The organism is Candidatus Neomarinimicrobiota bacterium (assembly GCA_018651745.1).
In the GTDB taxonomy this organism is placed as follows: domain Bacteria; phylum Fidelibacterota; class Marinisomatia; order Marinisomatales; family TCS55; genus JAAZYX01.
The window spans coordinates 37,249-54,531 of sequence record JABIDL010000010.1 but is presented as its reverse complement, the minus strand read 5'-3'; the positions used below and the strand labels follow the sequence as shown (position 1 = coordinate 54,531).

Annotated in this window: 13 protein-coding genes; all 13 read left to right on the top strand. The window is 38.7% G+C overall.

The genetic code is table 11. From position 1 onward, the window contains the following. Position 1 precedes the first annotated feature (1 nt). The 13 genes from HOD97_01330 to HOD97_01270 all read left to right on the top strand — a co-directional run bounded on the left by HOD97_01330 (position 2) and on the right by HOD97_01270 (position 17,274). Positions 2-868 (top strand): aldehyde dehydrogenase family protein, encoded by an 867-nt coding sequence (locus tag HOD97_01330; GenBank protein ID MBT4280251.1) that lies wholly within the window; start codon positions 2-4, stop codon positions 866-868. After that, complete coding sequence (locus HOD97_01325) at positions 865-1,662, top strand: purine-nucleoside phosphorylase (protein ID MBT4280250.1); 798 nt, start codon at positions 865-867, stop codon at positions 1,660-1,662. Before HOD97_01330 ends, HOD97_01325 begins: the two co-directional genes overlap by 4 nt. Positions 1,663-1,718: 56 nt before the next feature. Beyond that, positions 1,719-3,119 (top strand): 23S rRNA (uracil(1939)-C(5))-methyltransferase RlmD, encoded by a 1,401-nt coding sequence (rlmD, locus tag HOD97_01320; protein ID MBT4280249.1) that lies wholly within the window; start codon positions 1,719-1,721, stop codon positions 3,117-3,119. A gap of 45 nt (positions 3,120-3,164) precedes the next feature. Continuing rightward, positions 3,165-4,289, top strand: coding sequence for a hypothetical protein (locus tag HOD97_01315; GenBank protein ID MBT4280248.1), 1,125 nt, complete (start codon positions 3,165-3,167; stop codon positions 4,287-4,289). Between the two features lie 7 nt (positions 4,290-4,296). Next, positions 4,297-4,800 carry a cyclic nucleotide-binding domain-containing protein gene (locus tag HOD97_01310; GenBank protein ID MBT4280247.1) on the top strand — a complete coding sequence of 168 codons (504 nt, stop codon included), beginning with the start codon at positions 4,297-4,299 and terminating at the stop codon, positions 4,798-4,800. A 14-nt stretch (positions 4,801-4,814) separates the two neighbouring features. Beyond that, positions 4,815-7,490: a valine--tRNA ligase gene (locus HOD97_01305; GenBank protein MBT4280246.1), complete on the top strand. Its 2,676-nt coding sequence runs from the start codon at positions 4,815-4,817 to the stop codon at positions 7,488-7,490. Next, positions 7,487-8,830 (top strand): DUF4139 domain-containing protein, encoded by a 1,344-nt coding sequence (locus HOD97_01300; protein ID MBT4280245.1) that lies wholly within the window; start codon positions 7,487-7,489, stop codon positions 8,828-8,830. The genes HOD97_01305 and HOD97_01300 overlap by 4 nt, the downstream gene beginning before the upstream one ends. 6 nt (positions 8,831-8,836) lie before the next feature. Continuing rightward, the gene (gene recG, locus HOD97_01295) at positions 8,837-10,924 is read left to right on the top strand and encodes an ATP-dependent DNA helicase RecG (GenBank protein MBT4280244.1); all 2,088 of its coding nucleotides are present in this window, start codon (positions 8,837-8,839) and stop codon (positions 10,922-10,924) included. Positions 10,925-11,075: 151 nt separating this feature from the next. Further along, the gene (locus HOD97_01290; protein ID MBT4280243.1) at positions 11,076-11,513 is read left to right on the top strand and encodes a DUF1844 domain-containing protein; all 438 of its coding nucleotides are present in this window, start codon (positions 11,076-11,078) and stop codon (positions 11,511-11,513) included. Further along, complete coding sequence (locus HOD97_01285) at positions 11,510-14,515, top strand: DUF2723 domain-containing protein (GenBank protein ID MBT4280242.1); 3,006 nt, start codon at positions 11,510-11,512, stop codon at positions 14,513-14,515. The genes HOD97_01290 and HOD97_01285 overlap by 4 nt, the downstream gene beginning before the upstream one ends. 43 nt (positions 14,516-14,558) lie before the next feature. Next, positions 14,559-15,596 (top strand): glycosyltransferase family 2 protein, encoded by a 1,038-nt coding sequence (locus HOD97_01280; protein MBT4280241.1) that lies wholly within the window; start codon positions 14,559-14,561, stop codon positions 15,594-15,596. Continuing rightward, on the top strand, positions 15,587-16,321 hold the full coding sequence (locus HOD97_01275; protein MBT4280240.1) for a sugar nucleotide-binding protein: 735 nt from the start codon (positions 15,587-15,589) through the stop codon (positions 16,319-16,321). The genes HOD97_01280 and HOD97_01275 overlap by 10 nt, the downstream gene beginning before the upstream one ends. Continuing rightward, a complete protein-coding gene (locus tag HOD97_01270) occupies positions 16,318-17,274 on the top strand; it encodes an SDR family oxidoreductase (protein ID MBT4280239.1) in 957 nt (318 codons plus the stop codon). The genes HOD97_01275 and HOD97_01270 overlap by 4 nt, the downstream gene beginning before the upstream one ends. The last annotated feature ends 9 nt before the right edge of the window (positions 17,275-17,283 follow it).

Here is a 17,283-nt window from a genome sequence, read left to right as displayed (position 1 = left end):
AATGAAGAGTAAACGAGAAGAAATAAAAAAAACGTACAAATTATATATTGGTGGAAAATTCCCCAGAACGGAATCGGGACGTTATATTAAATGGACGGATCAAAAACAATCGACTCAAGTGAATATTTGCCGAGGATCACGAAAAGATTTTAGAAATGCCGTGGTTGCAGCGAGAGAAGCGTTATGCGGATGGGCTAACCGAACAGCTTACAATCGCAGTCAGATTCTATATAGAATAGGAGAAATGCTGGAAGGAAGACGAAGCCAGTTTTTGGACGAATTGATTCTTCAGGGTTCGTCCAAAAAAGAAGCAGAAAATGAAATCAACCAATCCATTGACAGATTAATATACTATGCGGGCTGGGCGGATAAATATCAGCAAATATTTAGCAGGGTAAATCCTGTGGCTCTGCCCTATTTCAATTTTTCCTATCCAGAACCGACAGGAGTGGTTTCAGCCATCGCACCGAATGAGTCATCTTTAATCGGGTTGGTCTCAGTTGTTGCGCCCATCATTGCTGGTGGGAATACGGTTGTTGCATTGGCATCAGAAGAAAATCCTCTGTGTGCCATTACATTTGCAGAAGTGCTACACACGTCAGACGTCCCCGGTGGCGTGGTGAATATTTTAACAGGACATCGATCAGAATTGTTAGAACAATTTTCGTCTCATATGGATGTGAATGCAATTGTGTATTGCGGGAATGCATCAGAAGAAATCAAGCTCGTTCAGGAAAATGCAGCGTTAAACGTAAAACGGCCGATTGTTTATTCTAACGAAAATTGGCTTGACAAAAATACGCAGGATCCATATCGAATTTTGAATACGTTAGAAACGAAAACAACATGGCATCCGGTAGGGGTATGAGTAAAACAGTCGATTATATTCAATCAAAATCTCAAGGAATAAATCCTAAAGTTGGCATTATTTTAGGTTCCGGTTTAGGATCTTTCGTGGATGTTTTGGAAAATCCTGTTTCATTATCCTATGATGAATTAGGTGGATTTCCTGATGCGGGCGTTTCCGGGCATGAGGGAAAACTTCATTTAGGAAAAATCAACCATACCGAAATAGTTGTTCTTCAAGGACGAGCTCACTATTATGAATCAGGTGTTGTGGATGCTATGAAAGTTCCCATTCGTACATTGGCTGGACTTGGGTGTGAATCACTGATTTTGACCAATGCCGCCGGGAGTCTAATGGAAGCAGCCCAGTCGGGAAGCGTAATGGCATTAACAGATCATATCAATTTTACAGGTGTAAATCCATTGTTTGGCGAAGAAAGCAATAATCGATTTATGGATATGGCTGACGCCTATAATTCGGAAATGCGTTCAAAATTTCTAAATATTGCCGATAATGAAAATATTAAACTTCACGAAGGTGTTTATATTTGGTTTTGCGGTCCCAGTTTTGAAACACCGGCAGAAATTCGAGCAGCGAAAATGATGGGTGCAGATGCAGTGGGTATGTCCACAGTTCCGGAAGTAATATTAGCACGTCATGCCGGAATGAAAGTGGCTGCATTGTCTGTAATGACAAATATGGCAGCTGGTATGAGCGATGAAGCTTTGAACCATGAATTAACAATGAAAAATGCCGATAAAGGGATTCAAGACTTGAAAACATTGCTAGTTCGTTTTTTAGAATTGTATTCATAAAAATCGTTTTTACCCCGAGATTCTTATACTGTATTTATATTTTGTAACATAATGAAATGAACGAAAATCCCCTAAAAAAAGGTAGCGAGCATACTCTTTTGATTGAGTCTCTTGCGTTTGGCGGGAAGGGAATTGCCAAAGTGGACGGCTTTGTTGTGTTTGTCAAAAATGCTATTCCCGGACAAAAACTTCGTGCGCTGATATATAAAAAACGAAAAGGTTTTTCTGAAGCACGCCCACTAGAAGTACTAGAAGAATCATCGTTCAAAGTTGAACCCCCTTGCGAACATTTTGCACATTGTGGTGGATGTACATTTCAGCAGTTGGAATATGATGAACAGATAAAACAAAAAATACGACAGGTTGAAGATTTATTCAGGCGTCAGGCCGGAATTGTTGACTTTACGGTAGACGAAGTGATTGTCGCAAAAGAGCAATATTATTACAGGAATAAAATGGAATTTTCTTTTTCCAATCGTCGCTGGGTTTTAAATGATGAAAGGGAAGACGTTAAGTCAGATTTTGCACTTGGCCTTCACATCCCCGGCAGGTACGATAAAATTCTCACAATATCTGAATGTCATATACAACAACAGCTTGGAAACGAAATATTGAATCTTGTGAGAAAAATTGCAATAGATCAAAATTTGAAACCGTACGACGTTAAAACGCACATCGGATTTTTACGGCACCTCGTACTTCGGTTTGGAATAAATACCGGTGATGTAATGGTCAATTTGGTCACAAGTTATGAAAATACCGACTTACTAAATTCTATGGTTGAATCACTAACGCAATCGTTTCCACAAATAACATCTATAGTAAATAATGTAAATACGCGTAAGAGTGATACCGCCTACGGCGAGGAAGAAATATTGCTTTTTGGCATTCCTTCTATAGAAGAAAAACTCGGTGACCTATCTTTCGAAATATCTTCTAATTCGTTTTTCCAAACTAACACCAAACAGGCAGAAAATCTTTATGAGGTTGTCTCGAAAGGATGCGGTTTGACGGGGAAGGAAATAGTCTATGATCTCTATTGTGGAACTGGTTCCATTTCCCTCTTTTTAGCGCGAAAGGCCAAAGAAGTTCACGGGTTTGAATGGATTGTTTCTTCTGTAGAAGATGCTACAAGGAATGCGATTTGCAACGGAGTTGGAAACGCATATTTTCATAAAGCAAATCTTGACCGTCCACTTAATCTAAAAATAGGATTGCCTGAGCCGGACATCATTGTGCTAGATCCACCGAGAGCGGGTGTGAATCAAAAAACTCTTCAGTTTGTTTCTGAATCTTCAGCAAAAATAATTATTTACGTTTCCTGTAACCCATCTACCCAAGCTCGAGATGTTGTTTATTTAAGGGAAAATGGATTTGACTTATCGAATCTTACCCTGGTTGATATGTTCCCTCATACACCTCACATTGAAACAGTTTCTGTCCTAGAAAGATTATGAGTATTCACCCTACACAATTACCCCTAAAAACCTTAAATTATTCTTATGACACTTTGGCTTCGAACTCTTTTTCGCAACAGTTTTTTTCAAGTTTTCGCCGGTATTATTGTCGTGATGATACTTGGAGGCGCTGTTGTAAGGTTTCTAGAACCGGGGAGTATAACCCAAGAAAACAACCCATTTTGGTGGGCGATAGTAACCATGACCACCGTTGGATATGGAGATTACTCTCCAGAAACTCCCGCAGGAAGGTTTGTAGCGGTTCTCATCATGTTTGCCGGAATATCTCTAGTTTCACTTTTAACTGCGACGATATCATCCATATTTGTCGCAAAAAAAATTCGGGAGGGTAAAGGATTGGAAAAATTAGATATTACAAACCACATCATTCTCTGTGGATGGAATCCAAACGCTGATAGAATACTCGATTCCATTGGTCATTTAGCGGGCAAAGTAAAACAGGAAGTGGTTATGATCAATGACCTGAATGAAGATGCAATAAATACAATTAAAAATAAATATCCTCAATTAAAACTCTATTTTGTGTCCGGCGATTTTACGCAAGAACAAATCCTAGGAAGAGCCAACTTAAAAGATGCTACCACGGTTATCATCATTCCGCATGCAGTTGATTCCTCGGTGAGTAGCCCTGATGAAAAAACTATTTTTGCAACTTTAACGATTAAAAGCATTGATTCGAAAATAAGGGTTGTTGCTTACCTTGTTGATCGTGACAACCTCACCCACCTTCAGCGAGCCAATGCCGATGAAGTTGTACTAAGTGATGATTTTGGTGCTTTTATGCTTGCGTCTCATGTGATGGATCCCGGTGTTCCACAGGCTGTAAGCAAACTCATGGATAGTCGATCCGCATCACGATTTAAACGGGTTGATATTCCTTCCGAATTTGTCGGAAAAACTTATGACAGTCTTTTTTCACATTTCAAGGATCATTCTGGTTCAATATTAATAGGTGTTTTTTCCGAAGAAGAGAATCTTGGTATCGGTGCTATATTATCTTCGGATCCTTCGTCGTTAGATGCATTTATTGAACGAAAATTGAAGGAAGGTGGAATATCCCTTCAGGAAGAAAGTAAAATTAACGTGATCATTAATCCAAAACAGGAATATTTGATTAACGAAAATGAACGAGCTATCATAATTCCGTGAGGTGAATATGGGATCAATAGAATTAAAAGATTTCACTATTTTTTCTGGTTTTTCTCCAGAAGAATTAGAAACATTTAACCCCGTAATAAAACAGGTAAATGTTCCTGCCGGGGGGCAATTAATCCGAGAAGGAGATGTGGGTGACAGTATTTATCTTTTGCAGTCTGGAGAAGTCGAAATTAATCAAGCCTTAACGCTTTCAATGAATAAAAATGAATCTGATAATCGGGAAAAAGCAATTATAAAACTTTCAAGTGACCTCAAACCACTATTTGGAGAAATGTCTCTTTTCCATGAAGGTGATCGTCGCACCGCTAATGTGAAGGCACTTTCGGATTGTACTCTTTCACAAATAATGAAAAATGATTTATTTGAGATTTGTGAAACCCATCCAACAATAGGATACAAGATCATGAAAAATCTGGGCGGTGTCCTATCCGGGAACCTTGTAAAAGCAAACCAAAATGTTCTCAAACTAACCACTGCTTTCAGTTTGATTTTGGAACGTTGATACTTCAAACATTAATGACAGAATCTACCCTCTCAAAAAAATATTCTTGGGAATCTATCGAGGATAAATGGTATCAACATTGGATGGACGCCGGCTATTTTCGTGCGAAAACGGACTCTAAAAAACCACCTTATACAATTGTAATTCCTCCTCCTAATGTGACGGGGGTACTCACTATGGGACACGTGTTAAACAACACCATCCAAGATATTCTTATTCGTAAAGCGCGGATGGAAGGGAAAAATGCTTGTTGGATCCCCGGAACCGATCACGCTTCCATCGCTACCGAAGGGAAAGTTGTCGATAAACTCAAAAATGAAGGAATATCCAAAGACGATTTATCTCGGGATGAATTTCTAAAATATGCTTGGGATTGGAAAGAAGAATACGGTGGAATTATCATTCGTCAGCTCAAAAAACTCGGCTGTTCGTACGACTGGGAACGAGAGCGATTCACTATGGATGAAGGATATTCCAACGCTGTTCTTGAGGCTTTTGTAAAGCTATATGAAAAAGGTCTGATTTACCGCGGACACAGGCTGGTGAACTGGTGCCCTGCGTCCAAATCTGCCATAAGTGATGAAGAAGTAAATCACAAAGAAGTGAATGGAAAACTTTGGCATTTACGCTACCCTGTAGAAGGTTCTGATGAAGTCGTTATTATTGCAACAACGCGTCCGGAGACCATGTTGGGCGATACAGCTGTAGCAGTTCATCCGAATGATAAACGGTATAAACATCTTCATGGAAAGTTTATTCTTCTACCCTTGGTTGGACGAAAAATTCCAATAATTACAGATGAATATGTGGATATTGATTTTGGAACCGGATGTTTAAAAGTCACACCTGCACATGATCCGAATGATTTTGTTTTGGGAGAAAAACACGATTTAGATTTTATCAATATCATGAACACAGATGCCACATTGAATGAGAACATGCCAAAACCCTATAGGGGACTTTCAAGAGAAGATGCTCGGAAAAAAGTATTGCTGAATCTCGAAAAAGAAGGTGTTTTGGAAAAAGTTGAAAATTATGTACACAAAGTTGGGTATTCTGAGCGGGGTAATGTACCAATCGAATATTATTTATCAGACCAGTGGTTCGTCAAAATGAAAGATCTTGCAGTTCCTGCAATTGAGGCAGTCAAAACTGGAAAAATAAAATTTCACCCCGAACACTGGACAAAGACTTATGATCATTGGATGGAAAACATTAAGGATTGGTGTATAAGCCGCCAATTGATTTGGGGACACAGGATTCCTGTATGGTATTGCAGAGGTAAAGATAAAGACCAATGCCAAATCGAATGCAGACAACCGATTGTGTCTATCACAAAGCCGAATGCTTGTTCAATTTGCGGATCAAAAGATCTGGTTCAGGATCCGGATGTATTGGATACTTGGGCTTCCTCTTGGCTTTGGCCGTTTGGAGTTCATGACTGGCCGGCAGAATCCAATGACCTCAAAACATTTTATCCGACAGATGTTTTGGTTACCGGTCCAGACATTATCTTTTTTTGGGTTGCTCGAATGATAATGGCTGGCGAGGAATTCTTGGGTGAAATCCCTTTTTCCGATGTGTATTTTACCAGCATTCTCAGAGACGAAAAGGGGCAAAAATTTAGTAAATCTCTTGGGAATTCACCTGATCCTTTTGAACTTTTTTCAAAATACGGTACGGATGCTGTACGATTTGGGATGATGCTAATGGCGCCGCAAGGATTGGATGTCCTTTTTTCGGAAACCCGTTTGGAAGTTGGCAGAAATTTCATGAATAAATTATGGAATGCCGCAAGGTTTGTGCACATGAATCTCAAGGACAATGAAATACCAACAATTGACATTGATAAACAAAATTTAGATTTACCAGAAAGGTGGATATTATACCGCCTGAATCAAACAATTGACCAATATAATCGACGATTATCAGAATTTCATTTTAACGAAGCTGCAAAAACTTTGTACGAATTTACATGGAGTGATTTTTGCGATTGGTATGTTGAAATCGCAAAAACACGGTTCTTTTCGGACAATGATGAAAAAGCTGAAATTGCCCGAGCGGTGGCAGTAAGGGTGTTAAAAAACATTTTGAAATTGCTTCATCCTTATGCGCCATTTATGACGGAAGAATTATGGGAATATTTTAAATTTGATTCAGAACCAGATCTGATTAAAGCAACGTGGCCGGATTCAAGCTTTCCCTCGGCAAATCAAAACGAACTTGGCTCGATGGACATTTTAAAAGAAGTCATTACAGCTGTGAGGACAATCCGTAGTAGAATGAATGTTCCCCCTGCAAGCAAAGCAAATGTGTTGGTACGTTCACCAAATGGATCTACGGATGTATTGAAAAAATATGAATCCATCATAAAATCACTTGCTAAAATTGAGAACATGACTTTGGGGGAGAGCATAGAAAAACCAGATCATTCTGCAACTGCCGTCATAAGGCAGATGGAAATTTTTATTCCCCTTGAAGGTTTAATTAATCTGGATGTTGAGCGAGCCCGCCTTACCAAAAGACAATCTGAATTGGATGGGTTTATTATTCAGATCCAGAAAAAATTAAGCAACGATAATTTTTTATCAAAAGCTCCTAAAGATGTTGTCCAAAATGAGAAAGAAAAATTGGCTGACATGGAAGCAGAACTTGAACGAATTAATTCAAACCTTGAGATGTTATCATGAAAAAATTAACCTTCATATTCTTCACTAGCCTGATCCTTGGAGAATCCAACAATGCAGTTATGACAATTTACAAAGACGGGTATGCTCTGGTTAAACAACCTGTATCTTGGAAAGAAAAAAAATCACCCGGAATACAAACACTTCGATATCAAGAGTTGCCCGATGGCTTAGTGGACGATTCACCGTTTTTAACGTTGGATAAGGGACAAATTATGGGACAGCGGTATTTTGGGAATCTTTTTTCTGGTACCAAATATTTTATTAACATGATAGGTGCAGAGGTGACTGTTGGCATTGAGGATGGAGACGAATATACCGGTGTACTTCTGGATTATCATACTAACTCGGTAACGTTACAAACGAGGCGTGATGTTATTTCTCTAAATCAAATAGTGTTTATTTCGCATCGAAATCAAATTGGAAACCCCAGAATTAATCCATTACTGGAATGGGATGTAAACATGGAAAACGCTTCTTTCATCAGTGGGAATTTGGCGTATTTATCATATGGGTTTGATTGGGATGCGCATTACCGTCTGGTGCTAAATGAAAGTGAAAATTCCGCAGATTTTATATCCGAGGCAAATGTGATAAACCAAAGCAGGATGAATTTTAATAATCTTTCACTTCAATTAGTGGAGGGAAATCTCAGAAGGCCTTCTGCTAAAAGTGGCCTGCAACCTCAAAGGTATCGATCGGGACGTGCCACTGCATTAGATATAGCACCAGAATTACCATCCGAGGAAACACTTGGGGATTTTCATATTTTCAGACCTTTAAAGGAAAAAACTGATTTTATTAGAGGAGAAAAAATTACGGTCAGATTGTACGAAACTCGATCGGTATCTTTCGAAAAAATGTATGTGTTTGAAAATTCAGAAAGATCCAAGAGAGAAGAACCTCTTAATGTTGAAATTTCATTTGCCAATTCTGAAAATAATAATCTAAATATTCCGTTGCCACAGGGGAAGGTGAATCTCTACTACGAAAATGGTGCTTCGCTTGAATTTGCCGGAGAGGATTATCTCAGACAAATTCCAAAAGGTGAAACAGCCACGGTAAAAGCAGGTCGCGCGTTTGACGTAATCGGAAAGCGAACTGTATTAAATTATAATCGTCAGCAAAAAAGTGAAGAAGCATCCATAGAAATTGTGATAAAAAATAAACGGGAAACGGACATTGATGTTAGAATTGTAGAACATATCCGTGGCGATTGGGTTGTTAAAGAAGCATCCGAAAATTTTACTAAAAAAGATGCTTCCACCATTCATTTTCCGATAACAGTAAAATCGGGATCGAGTAATACACTTTCTTATACGTATCGAAAGGAGTGGAATTAAGTTCCAGTGGCCGAACCCGGCCTTGAATTCAACACTCCCATTCAGTTCCTAAAGGGTGTCGGTCCGTCTCGCGGGTCTGCAATGCAAAATGCAGGCATTTCAACCATTCAAGATTTACTATATTATTTTCCACGGCGGCATCTTGATCGAACGGCTGTTAGTCAAATAAAAAACCTCCGAAAATCTACATGGGCGACGGTAGTCGCAGAGGTTATGGTCTGCGACGAACGTCGGACGCGCCGAGGAAAAATGTTTGAAGCAACCGTGTCAGATAATAGCCAAATGCTGAAATTGGTTTGGTTCAATGGGGTGGATTATGTAGCAAAGTCACTTAAAGTTGGGGATCGCATCGCCGTTCACGGAAAAGTAGAATTGTATCAAGGAATGCAAATGGTTCACCCAGAATACGACCGTTTAGCTGAAGGTGATGACCCACTTCATTCAGGAACGGTTGTTCCAATTTATCCATCTACAGGTGAATTAAAACAAGTAGGGCTCGACGGCAGAGGCTTTCGCCGAATCGTTCGAAATATGTTGGAATCGCTACCGGAAGTTCCAGACCATTTTTCGGAAGATCTCTTATCTCAACAGAACCTCATTTCGTTGAATGATGCGATTAGACAAATTCACTTTGCGGACCAACCTGACCTTCTTTTAAAATCCATAAAAAGGCTGAAATTTGATGAACATTTTTTTCTGCAGTTGTTAATGGCATTGAAAAAGGATTCCATTCGACGAGCGGGGGCAAAGGCATTAACCGATGTAAGTAGTAGCGCGGTTCACATTATTGAAGAATTAAATTATGATTTAACCTCTGCTCAAAAACGAGTATATATGGAAATTAGTGAAGACATGGGAGTCCCAACACCCATGAACCGTTTGTTGCAAGGGGACGTAGGATCAGGCAAGACCATTGTCGCGGTTTTGTCAGCATTGAAGGCAGTAGATAACGGAATGCAGGCGGCGGTGATGGCTCCGACAGAGATTCTTGCACAACAGCATTATCGCACCTTTAAAAAAATCCTTTCCAATCATGATATTTCTACAGCTCTTTTAACGGGGAAAATGAAGGCAGGAGAAAGAAAGTCAACCTTAGAAAAAACACGATTAGGAGAAATAGACATTTTGATTGGAACTCATGCAATCATACAGAAGAATGTGGAATTCAAGAATTTGGGGTTTATTGTTGTTGATGAACAACACAGGTTTGGTGTAAATCAACGAGGATCGTTAATTGAAAAAGGGTGGAATCCTCATTTGCTTGCAATGACTGCAACGCCAATTCCCCGGACGCTTGCAATTACGTATTTAGGAGATATGGATTTATCTGTAATTGATGAAATGCCCAAGAACCGAATTCCGGTTATAACCAAATCGGTTAATCCGGGGCGGTTGGGTAAAGTGTACTCGTTCGTTAAGGATGAAGTGAAACTGGGTCGTCAATGTATGATTGTTTTTCCCCTAGTTGAAGAATCCGAAAAATCGGATCTTGCAGCAGCGGTAGAAGAACATCAACGACTATCAAAAGAAATATTTTCTGATTTTTCGGTTGGATTAATTCATGGACGAATGAAACAGGATGAAAAAGATAAAGTAATGTCTAAATTCGAGATTGGCGAAATTAATATACTTGTTTCAACAACAGTAATTGAGGTTGGTATTGATGTTCCCAACGCAACGGTTATGATAGTGGAACATGCAGATCGCTTTGGATTAACACAACTTCACCAATTGAGAGGTCGGGTTGGAAGAGGCATTGATAAGAGTTATTGTATTCTGGTTGAACGAAAAGCCACTGATAAAGGTAAATATAGGCTTGCCGTAATGGAACGAACAAATGATGGTTTTGAGATTTCAGATGAAGATTTGAGGATGCGTGGCCCCGGCGAGTTTTTTGGTGAAAAACAAAGTGGATTTATTCGATATCGTATTGCGGATTTAATGAGGGATGGCAAAATTATAATGCAGGCGAGGAAAGTTGCATTTGAGATAGTCAAAAAGGATCCTCACTTAGCTCAAGATGAGCATATCCTTATCAAAAATAGGTTTAATAGAGAATATGCAAAAAATTTATCTACCACAGGAATCTCATAAAAATTGATGGGAACCAAACAGAAAAACTTTGTGTTTAGAACCAAAATGTTCATTTTATTAAATAAAAAATATTTTTTCTATCAAAGGTAGAAAATCAATACCTTCCCAAGCTCAAAAAGAGTATTTCCTACAACATAAAAATGGAATAAGAATGAGTACAACAGAAAATAATACACAAGACCCGCTATTTGTGCATTTGGTCAGCACGTTTACCCAGAGCGCATGGATATCTATGGGTAAGGTTAAAAACCCTGTTTCAGATGCATTGGAACACAATTTAGAACAAGCCAGTTTTTATATTGATTTGTTAGACATGCTACAAAAAAAGATGACCGGTAATTTGTCTGAGTGGGAAATCCAGTTCCTTTCTCACAGTGTCAGCGAACTAAAGCTCAATTTTATTGATGAAAAAAACAAGAAGAGTGAACCAATAGAAGAGGATATGGCTAACACGGAAGGTGATAATAAGTCCGATGCAGAATCCAAAGATGACGATGAAACTGAATCAGAATCAGCAAAAGATGATAGTGAGAAAAAGAATGATGAAAGTGGAAAAAACTCTAAGAAAAAAGAAAAGTCGGACAAATGATTTCTACACCCTACCTTAGACTCAATAGGCTGATTGCAATCCTTGCTCTTGGATTGTCTTTTGGTGTTTACTTTTTTACGATGGCGCCAACGGTGAGCTATTGGGACTGTGGTGAATTTATTGCCACATCTTATACCATGGGTGTTCCCCATCCTCCCGGCAGTCCAATGTTTCTGCTACTAGGAAGAATTTTTACGATGATTCCAATCAATGCAGATATTGCCTATCGTATGAATTTAATGTCTCCATTTTTTAGTGCTCTTGCTGTGATGCTGCTTTATTTAATTACCGTAAAATTTATCACACATTGGCGAGGATCTGTCCAAAACAAAACAGATGCTTTAGTCGTTTTCGGTAGTGCCTTTATTGGAGCAATGGCGTTTGCAGTTTCGGACAGCCATTGGTTCAATGCTGTGGAAGCAGAAGTATATTCTCTAAGTACTTTTTTTACAGCAATCGTAGTTTGGTTGATTCTTCATTGGGCTGAGCGAGCTGATGAGTCCGGGCATGAACGTTACATTTTGATTATCGCCTACATGATTGGCATGGCAACCGGAATACATTTATTGAATCTGTTAGCTCTTCCGTTTATTAGTCTGATTTTTTATTACCGGAAAATGGAATTTCAATGGAAAACCTTCATGATAATGGTAGGTGTTACGGGAGTTATTTTTGTGGTAATCCATAATGGAATTATTAAAGGACTTCCGCAACTTGCCAGCGTAATTGGACTTATAGGGGTAGCCATATCATTTATATTTCTTACAGGACTCATGATTTGGTCTATTTTGAAAAGGCATCAGCTAATGTCTTTATGTATTACGTCGATTTTCCTCATTCTAATTGGATACTCCAGCTATATCGTAATTTTTGTTCGCTCGGGTCAGAATCCAAACATTGATGAAAATAATCCGGAAACGGTTGAGCGAGCTATTGCTTATCTCGAACGGAAACAGTATGGAGCCTTTTTCCAGTTCCCAAGACGATATCCTAAAATGAAACCCAAAACTGAGATTGTTGGAAATCCGGATGTAATTGTGCGCGATAATCGCGGTAGGCCAATTCGCAGAGATTTCTCTTCCAGACAGGAAAGAAAATACAAATTTCATGATCTGGAAAAGCAATGGGGTTATTTTTGGAATTATCAAGTAAATAAAATGTACTGGAGGTATTTTTTATGGCAGTTTGCGGGCCGAGGTCCAAATGATGGTCACGGTGTTCAAGTTTCTGAGATAGGAGCAAATGCTCGAGAAGATGGCGTAGATTGGCTTCAATTTGGATTTCCTTTTGCTTTGGTTTTAGGAATTTGGGGAATGATATATCATTTTAAACGTGATCCTGAGCAAGCCTTTACAGTGTTAACATTATTTTTGATGACCGGTTTGGCGATTATTATTTATATCAATCAAGATAATCCGCAACCTCGGGAAAGGGATTATTCTTATGTGGGCAGTTTTCTTGCATTTTCTATTTGGATTGGCGCAGGCGTTGCTGCGGTTTCAGAATTAATTGAAAAGAAAATTAAGAATAAAGAATTGTCGTTCCGACTTTCGGCAGGGACTATGATGGCATTCATTTTTCTGATGCCGGGAGTGATGACCGTGGCAAATTTTCAAAGTCATAACAGAGCCGGGAATTATGTTGCCTGGGATTACTCTTATAATCTTTTGCAATCCTGTGAGCCAAATGGAATCCTTTTTACCAATGGAGACAACGATACTTTTCCATTGTGGTACCTTCAGGAAGTAGAAAAAGTACGGACAGATGTTACCGTTGCAAATCTGAGCTTATTGAATACCGGGTGGTATATCAAGCAGCTTAGAGATTTGCGCAGGACTGCAACTCTTGAGGGGAAAGAAAGGGAATTGGAAAGTTTTTTAGACATTTCTGATGGTCAAATATCTAAAATTTCAACCGGTCTCACCCGATGGGAGAAAAAGAATGTCAGAATAATGGTTCCAAAGGATATTGAGAATGAAAAAGGATACATTGAATGGGAAGTAAAACCCACCTATGCTAATATAGCTTTGCGTGTTCAAGATCTCATGATTTTAAGAATTTTAAACGATTCTAAATGGAAATATCCTGTATATTTTGCGGTCACAGTTCCTGCAAGCAATCGCGTTGGACTTGAGAAGTTCCTTGAAATGGAAGGCCTAGTTTATAGAGTTCAAAGCCATGAAGTAAACTATCCGCAAGATCCAATTAATGCAGATCGAATGGAGGATTTGCTAGTTTCTGATGTAAGCCGTCAAATTTGGGATGGAGGGTTTTCAAACAAAGATTGGCAGGATGCAGAAGGCGGAATTTGGTCTCGAGGTCCAAGTGATTCCTATCTTTTCAGAAATATGGGAAACAATGATATTTACTATAATAAACAAGTCATTCGATTGATGCAGAATTACAGAAGTGCTTATATGCAATTAGCGGCGCATCATTATTTTAATTCAAGAAAACTGAGTGGGAAGAAAAATTCAAATCCTGAAAAAATTGAAGAATCCAAGAATAAGGTAGTTAAAATTATCAATGAAATGAGTGAAAATATCCCTGAAAATACCATTCCGATGGAATCCAAAGAATTGCATTATCAAATGGCCCGAATTCTTGGTGAAGTTGGAGAAAGTGCCCAACTTGATTCTATTTTAGGAATGCTCTTAGATCGAAACGATTTGACGGTTGAGGATAGGATCGAGTATGGACGAACATACATGACAGTTTTGAAAAATTATAAGAAAAGTGCGGGAGTATTTTCTAACCTCCACACCGATTTAAGAGCATTGAGATTACGAGGATATTCATCGGACAAGGGTTTGGAAAGAAAGTGGAAAAATTGGCAATCTTACTATCCGACTGTTGTAACATTTTTAGCCAAAAATTACCAAGAACTTAAACAATATGATGATGCAACAGCTTTGCTTGAAGAGTGGCTATTGGAATATCCTCAAGATAAATCAGCCAAATCTTTGCTTGATGAAATCCGAAAACAAATTGAGAATAGCTGATTATAATTTCACTAAGAAGGGTTAAACCCTTTTGGTATTAATCGTGGAAAAAATTCCCCACATTTCAATCATTGTCCTGAATTATAATGGGCTTCGTTTTCTGAAGACCTGTTTTGATTCGCTCTACAAAACGACCTATTCTAATGTTGAATTGTTGATGGTGGATAATGCGTCTGATGATGAAAGTGTCCGTTTTGTAAGAAAGAATTATCAGAAAGTTAAAATTATAGAAGCAGGTGGGAACATCGGATATAGTGCTGGAAATAATTTAGGCATTAAACATGCTTCCGGTGAGTATGTTTTGTTATTGAATAATGATGTTGAAGTCACACCTGGTTGGCTTGAGCCAATTATTGAGGAATTTCAATCCGATGAAATAATTGCTGCCGTTCAACCCAAAATAAGGCATATGATCAACAGAGATGAATTTGAGTATGCCGGCGCTTCTGGAGGATTCATGGATATTTACGGATTTCCATTTCTTCGGGGTCGCGTTTTTTACACTATCGAAAAAGATAATGGTCAATATGATGAGAACAGAGATTTATTTTGGGCTTCCGGCGCCTCGATAGCAATTCGGAAAAGTGTTCTTGATGAAATCGGCGGTTTGGATGATGACTTTGTTCATCACATGGAAGAAATTGACCTTTGCTGGAGAATGCTACTGGGTGGGTACCGGCTTCGAATTCGAACCGATTCGATGATATACCATTATGCCGGTGGAACAATTAAACCGGACAGCTTTATGAAAGTGTATTGGAATCACCGGAATAGCGTATTTATGATGATGAAAAATTACTCAAAAAAACGGCTGGCATATTTGCTTCCTTTTCGATTTTTATTGGATTATTTGGTTGTAATTAAAGCCATTTTAACATTTGATTTTGAGAAAACTACAGCTGTCTTAGAGGCACATAAATGGCTGATAAAAAAGTTTCCAATAATCAGAACTAAGCGTAATGATGTTCAGTCGCTTCGAAAAGTAGACGATGGTTCACTGGACCATCTTATGCTTCATCGAAGTTTAGCGATTGATTATTTTCTACGCCATAAATTAACTTTCAATGACGTATGGCAATAGATTTCCGAAATATTATCCTCACTGGCGGAAGTGGACTTTTAGGTACTGAGATAAAAAATCAGGTACCGGAAATTCAAGCACCGCCGCATGATCAATTTGATGTAGAAAATTATGGTGCGATGGATGAATGGATTTCTAAATCAGAATGTACCACGTTAATCCACGCTGCAGCTTTTACATCGCCTCCTAAAGCTGAGGAAGAACCGATGAGAGCAATCTCTGCAAATATTATCGGTACTGCAAATATCGTGCGAGTTTGTTCAAAACATGATTTACGATTGGTATATCTTTCAACTGATTACGTATTTTCAGGAGATCGTGGGAATTATTCTGAAGATGATGCTTTAAATCCACAAAACCTGTATGCATGGTCAAAACTTGGCGGAGAATGTTCGGTTAAGATGTATGCTAAATCCCTCATCATCCGTACTTCATTTTGCGAGCAAGTTTTTCCGCATGACAAAGCTTTTATTGATCAATTTACTTCACGGGATTCAGTCAAGGTGATAACTCCCATGATTTTGGATGTTGCTTTCAGAGAAGATTTAACCGGGACAATTCACGTTGGCACCGAACGAAAAACAGTAAAGAATCTTGCTATTAAGCTTGGAAAAACAGATGTAGGGGAATTAATGCGGGATGATGTTTCTTTTAAGGTGCCGTTTGATACGTCATTAAATTTAGATCGATTAAAAACCATAAAAAATAAGGATTCGGATTCATGAAAATTTTTGTTGCTGGAGGTGCAGGATATATAGGATCGAGGTTGGCCCCGGATTTATTGGTTCATCATTACGATGTTACTGTTGCTGATTTGATGTGGTTTGGGAACCATTTACCAGAAGGAGTGAATTTAATTGAAAAGGATATTTTTGATCTGACCGCAAAAGATTTAGAAGGGTTTGATCAAGTCATATTTTTGGGTGGAGTGTCAAATGACCCGATGGCTGAATTTTCGCCGTCCACAAATTTTATTTCCAATGCAGCTGCCCCGGGTTACCTCGCCTACATAGCAAAGGAGGCTGGTGTAAAACGCTACATATATGCTGATTCATGCTCAGTGTATGGTTATGCTGCCGATCAATTGTACGGCGAAACAGATCCCGTCACATGTTCGTATCCGTATGGAATTTCAAAACTACAGGGAGAGTTTGGCGCGCTTCACCTTCAGGATGATTCTTTTTCTGTTATCTGCCTTCGCCAAGGTACAGTCTCCGGATACAGCCCGCGAATGAGATTTGATCTTATTATTAACACAATGTATATGACGGCAATGACAAAGAAAAAAATAACAGTCAACAATCCTTCTATTTGGAGGCCGATTCTTGCGATTGAAGATGCAGTGATGGTTTACATTCGTTCTATTCAGGCCGATTCCCAAATTAGTGGTGTGTTTAATGTTGCATCAGGAAATTTTACCGTGGGTCAAGTTGCTGATAGGATTTGGGAAACTCTGTCACAAAAATTTGGAATGAAAATTGATATGGATATTAAAAGTATCGAAGATTTCCGGAATTATAAGGTAACCACCCAAAAGGCCCAAAATGTTTTAGGTGCAACGTTTAAGGGTTCTATCGAATCTGTTTTATCTGAACTTGCAGAAAATTTTCCTGAGGGATTTGATTTTGATTCAGATAATTATTATAATATAAGAGTATTTGAAAAATTATTTAAATAATTGAATATG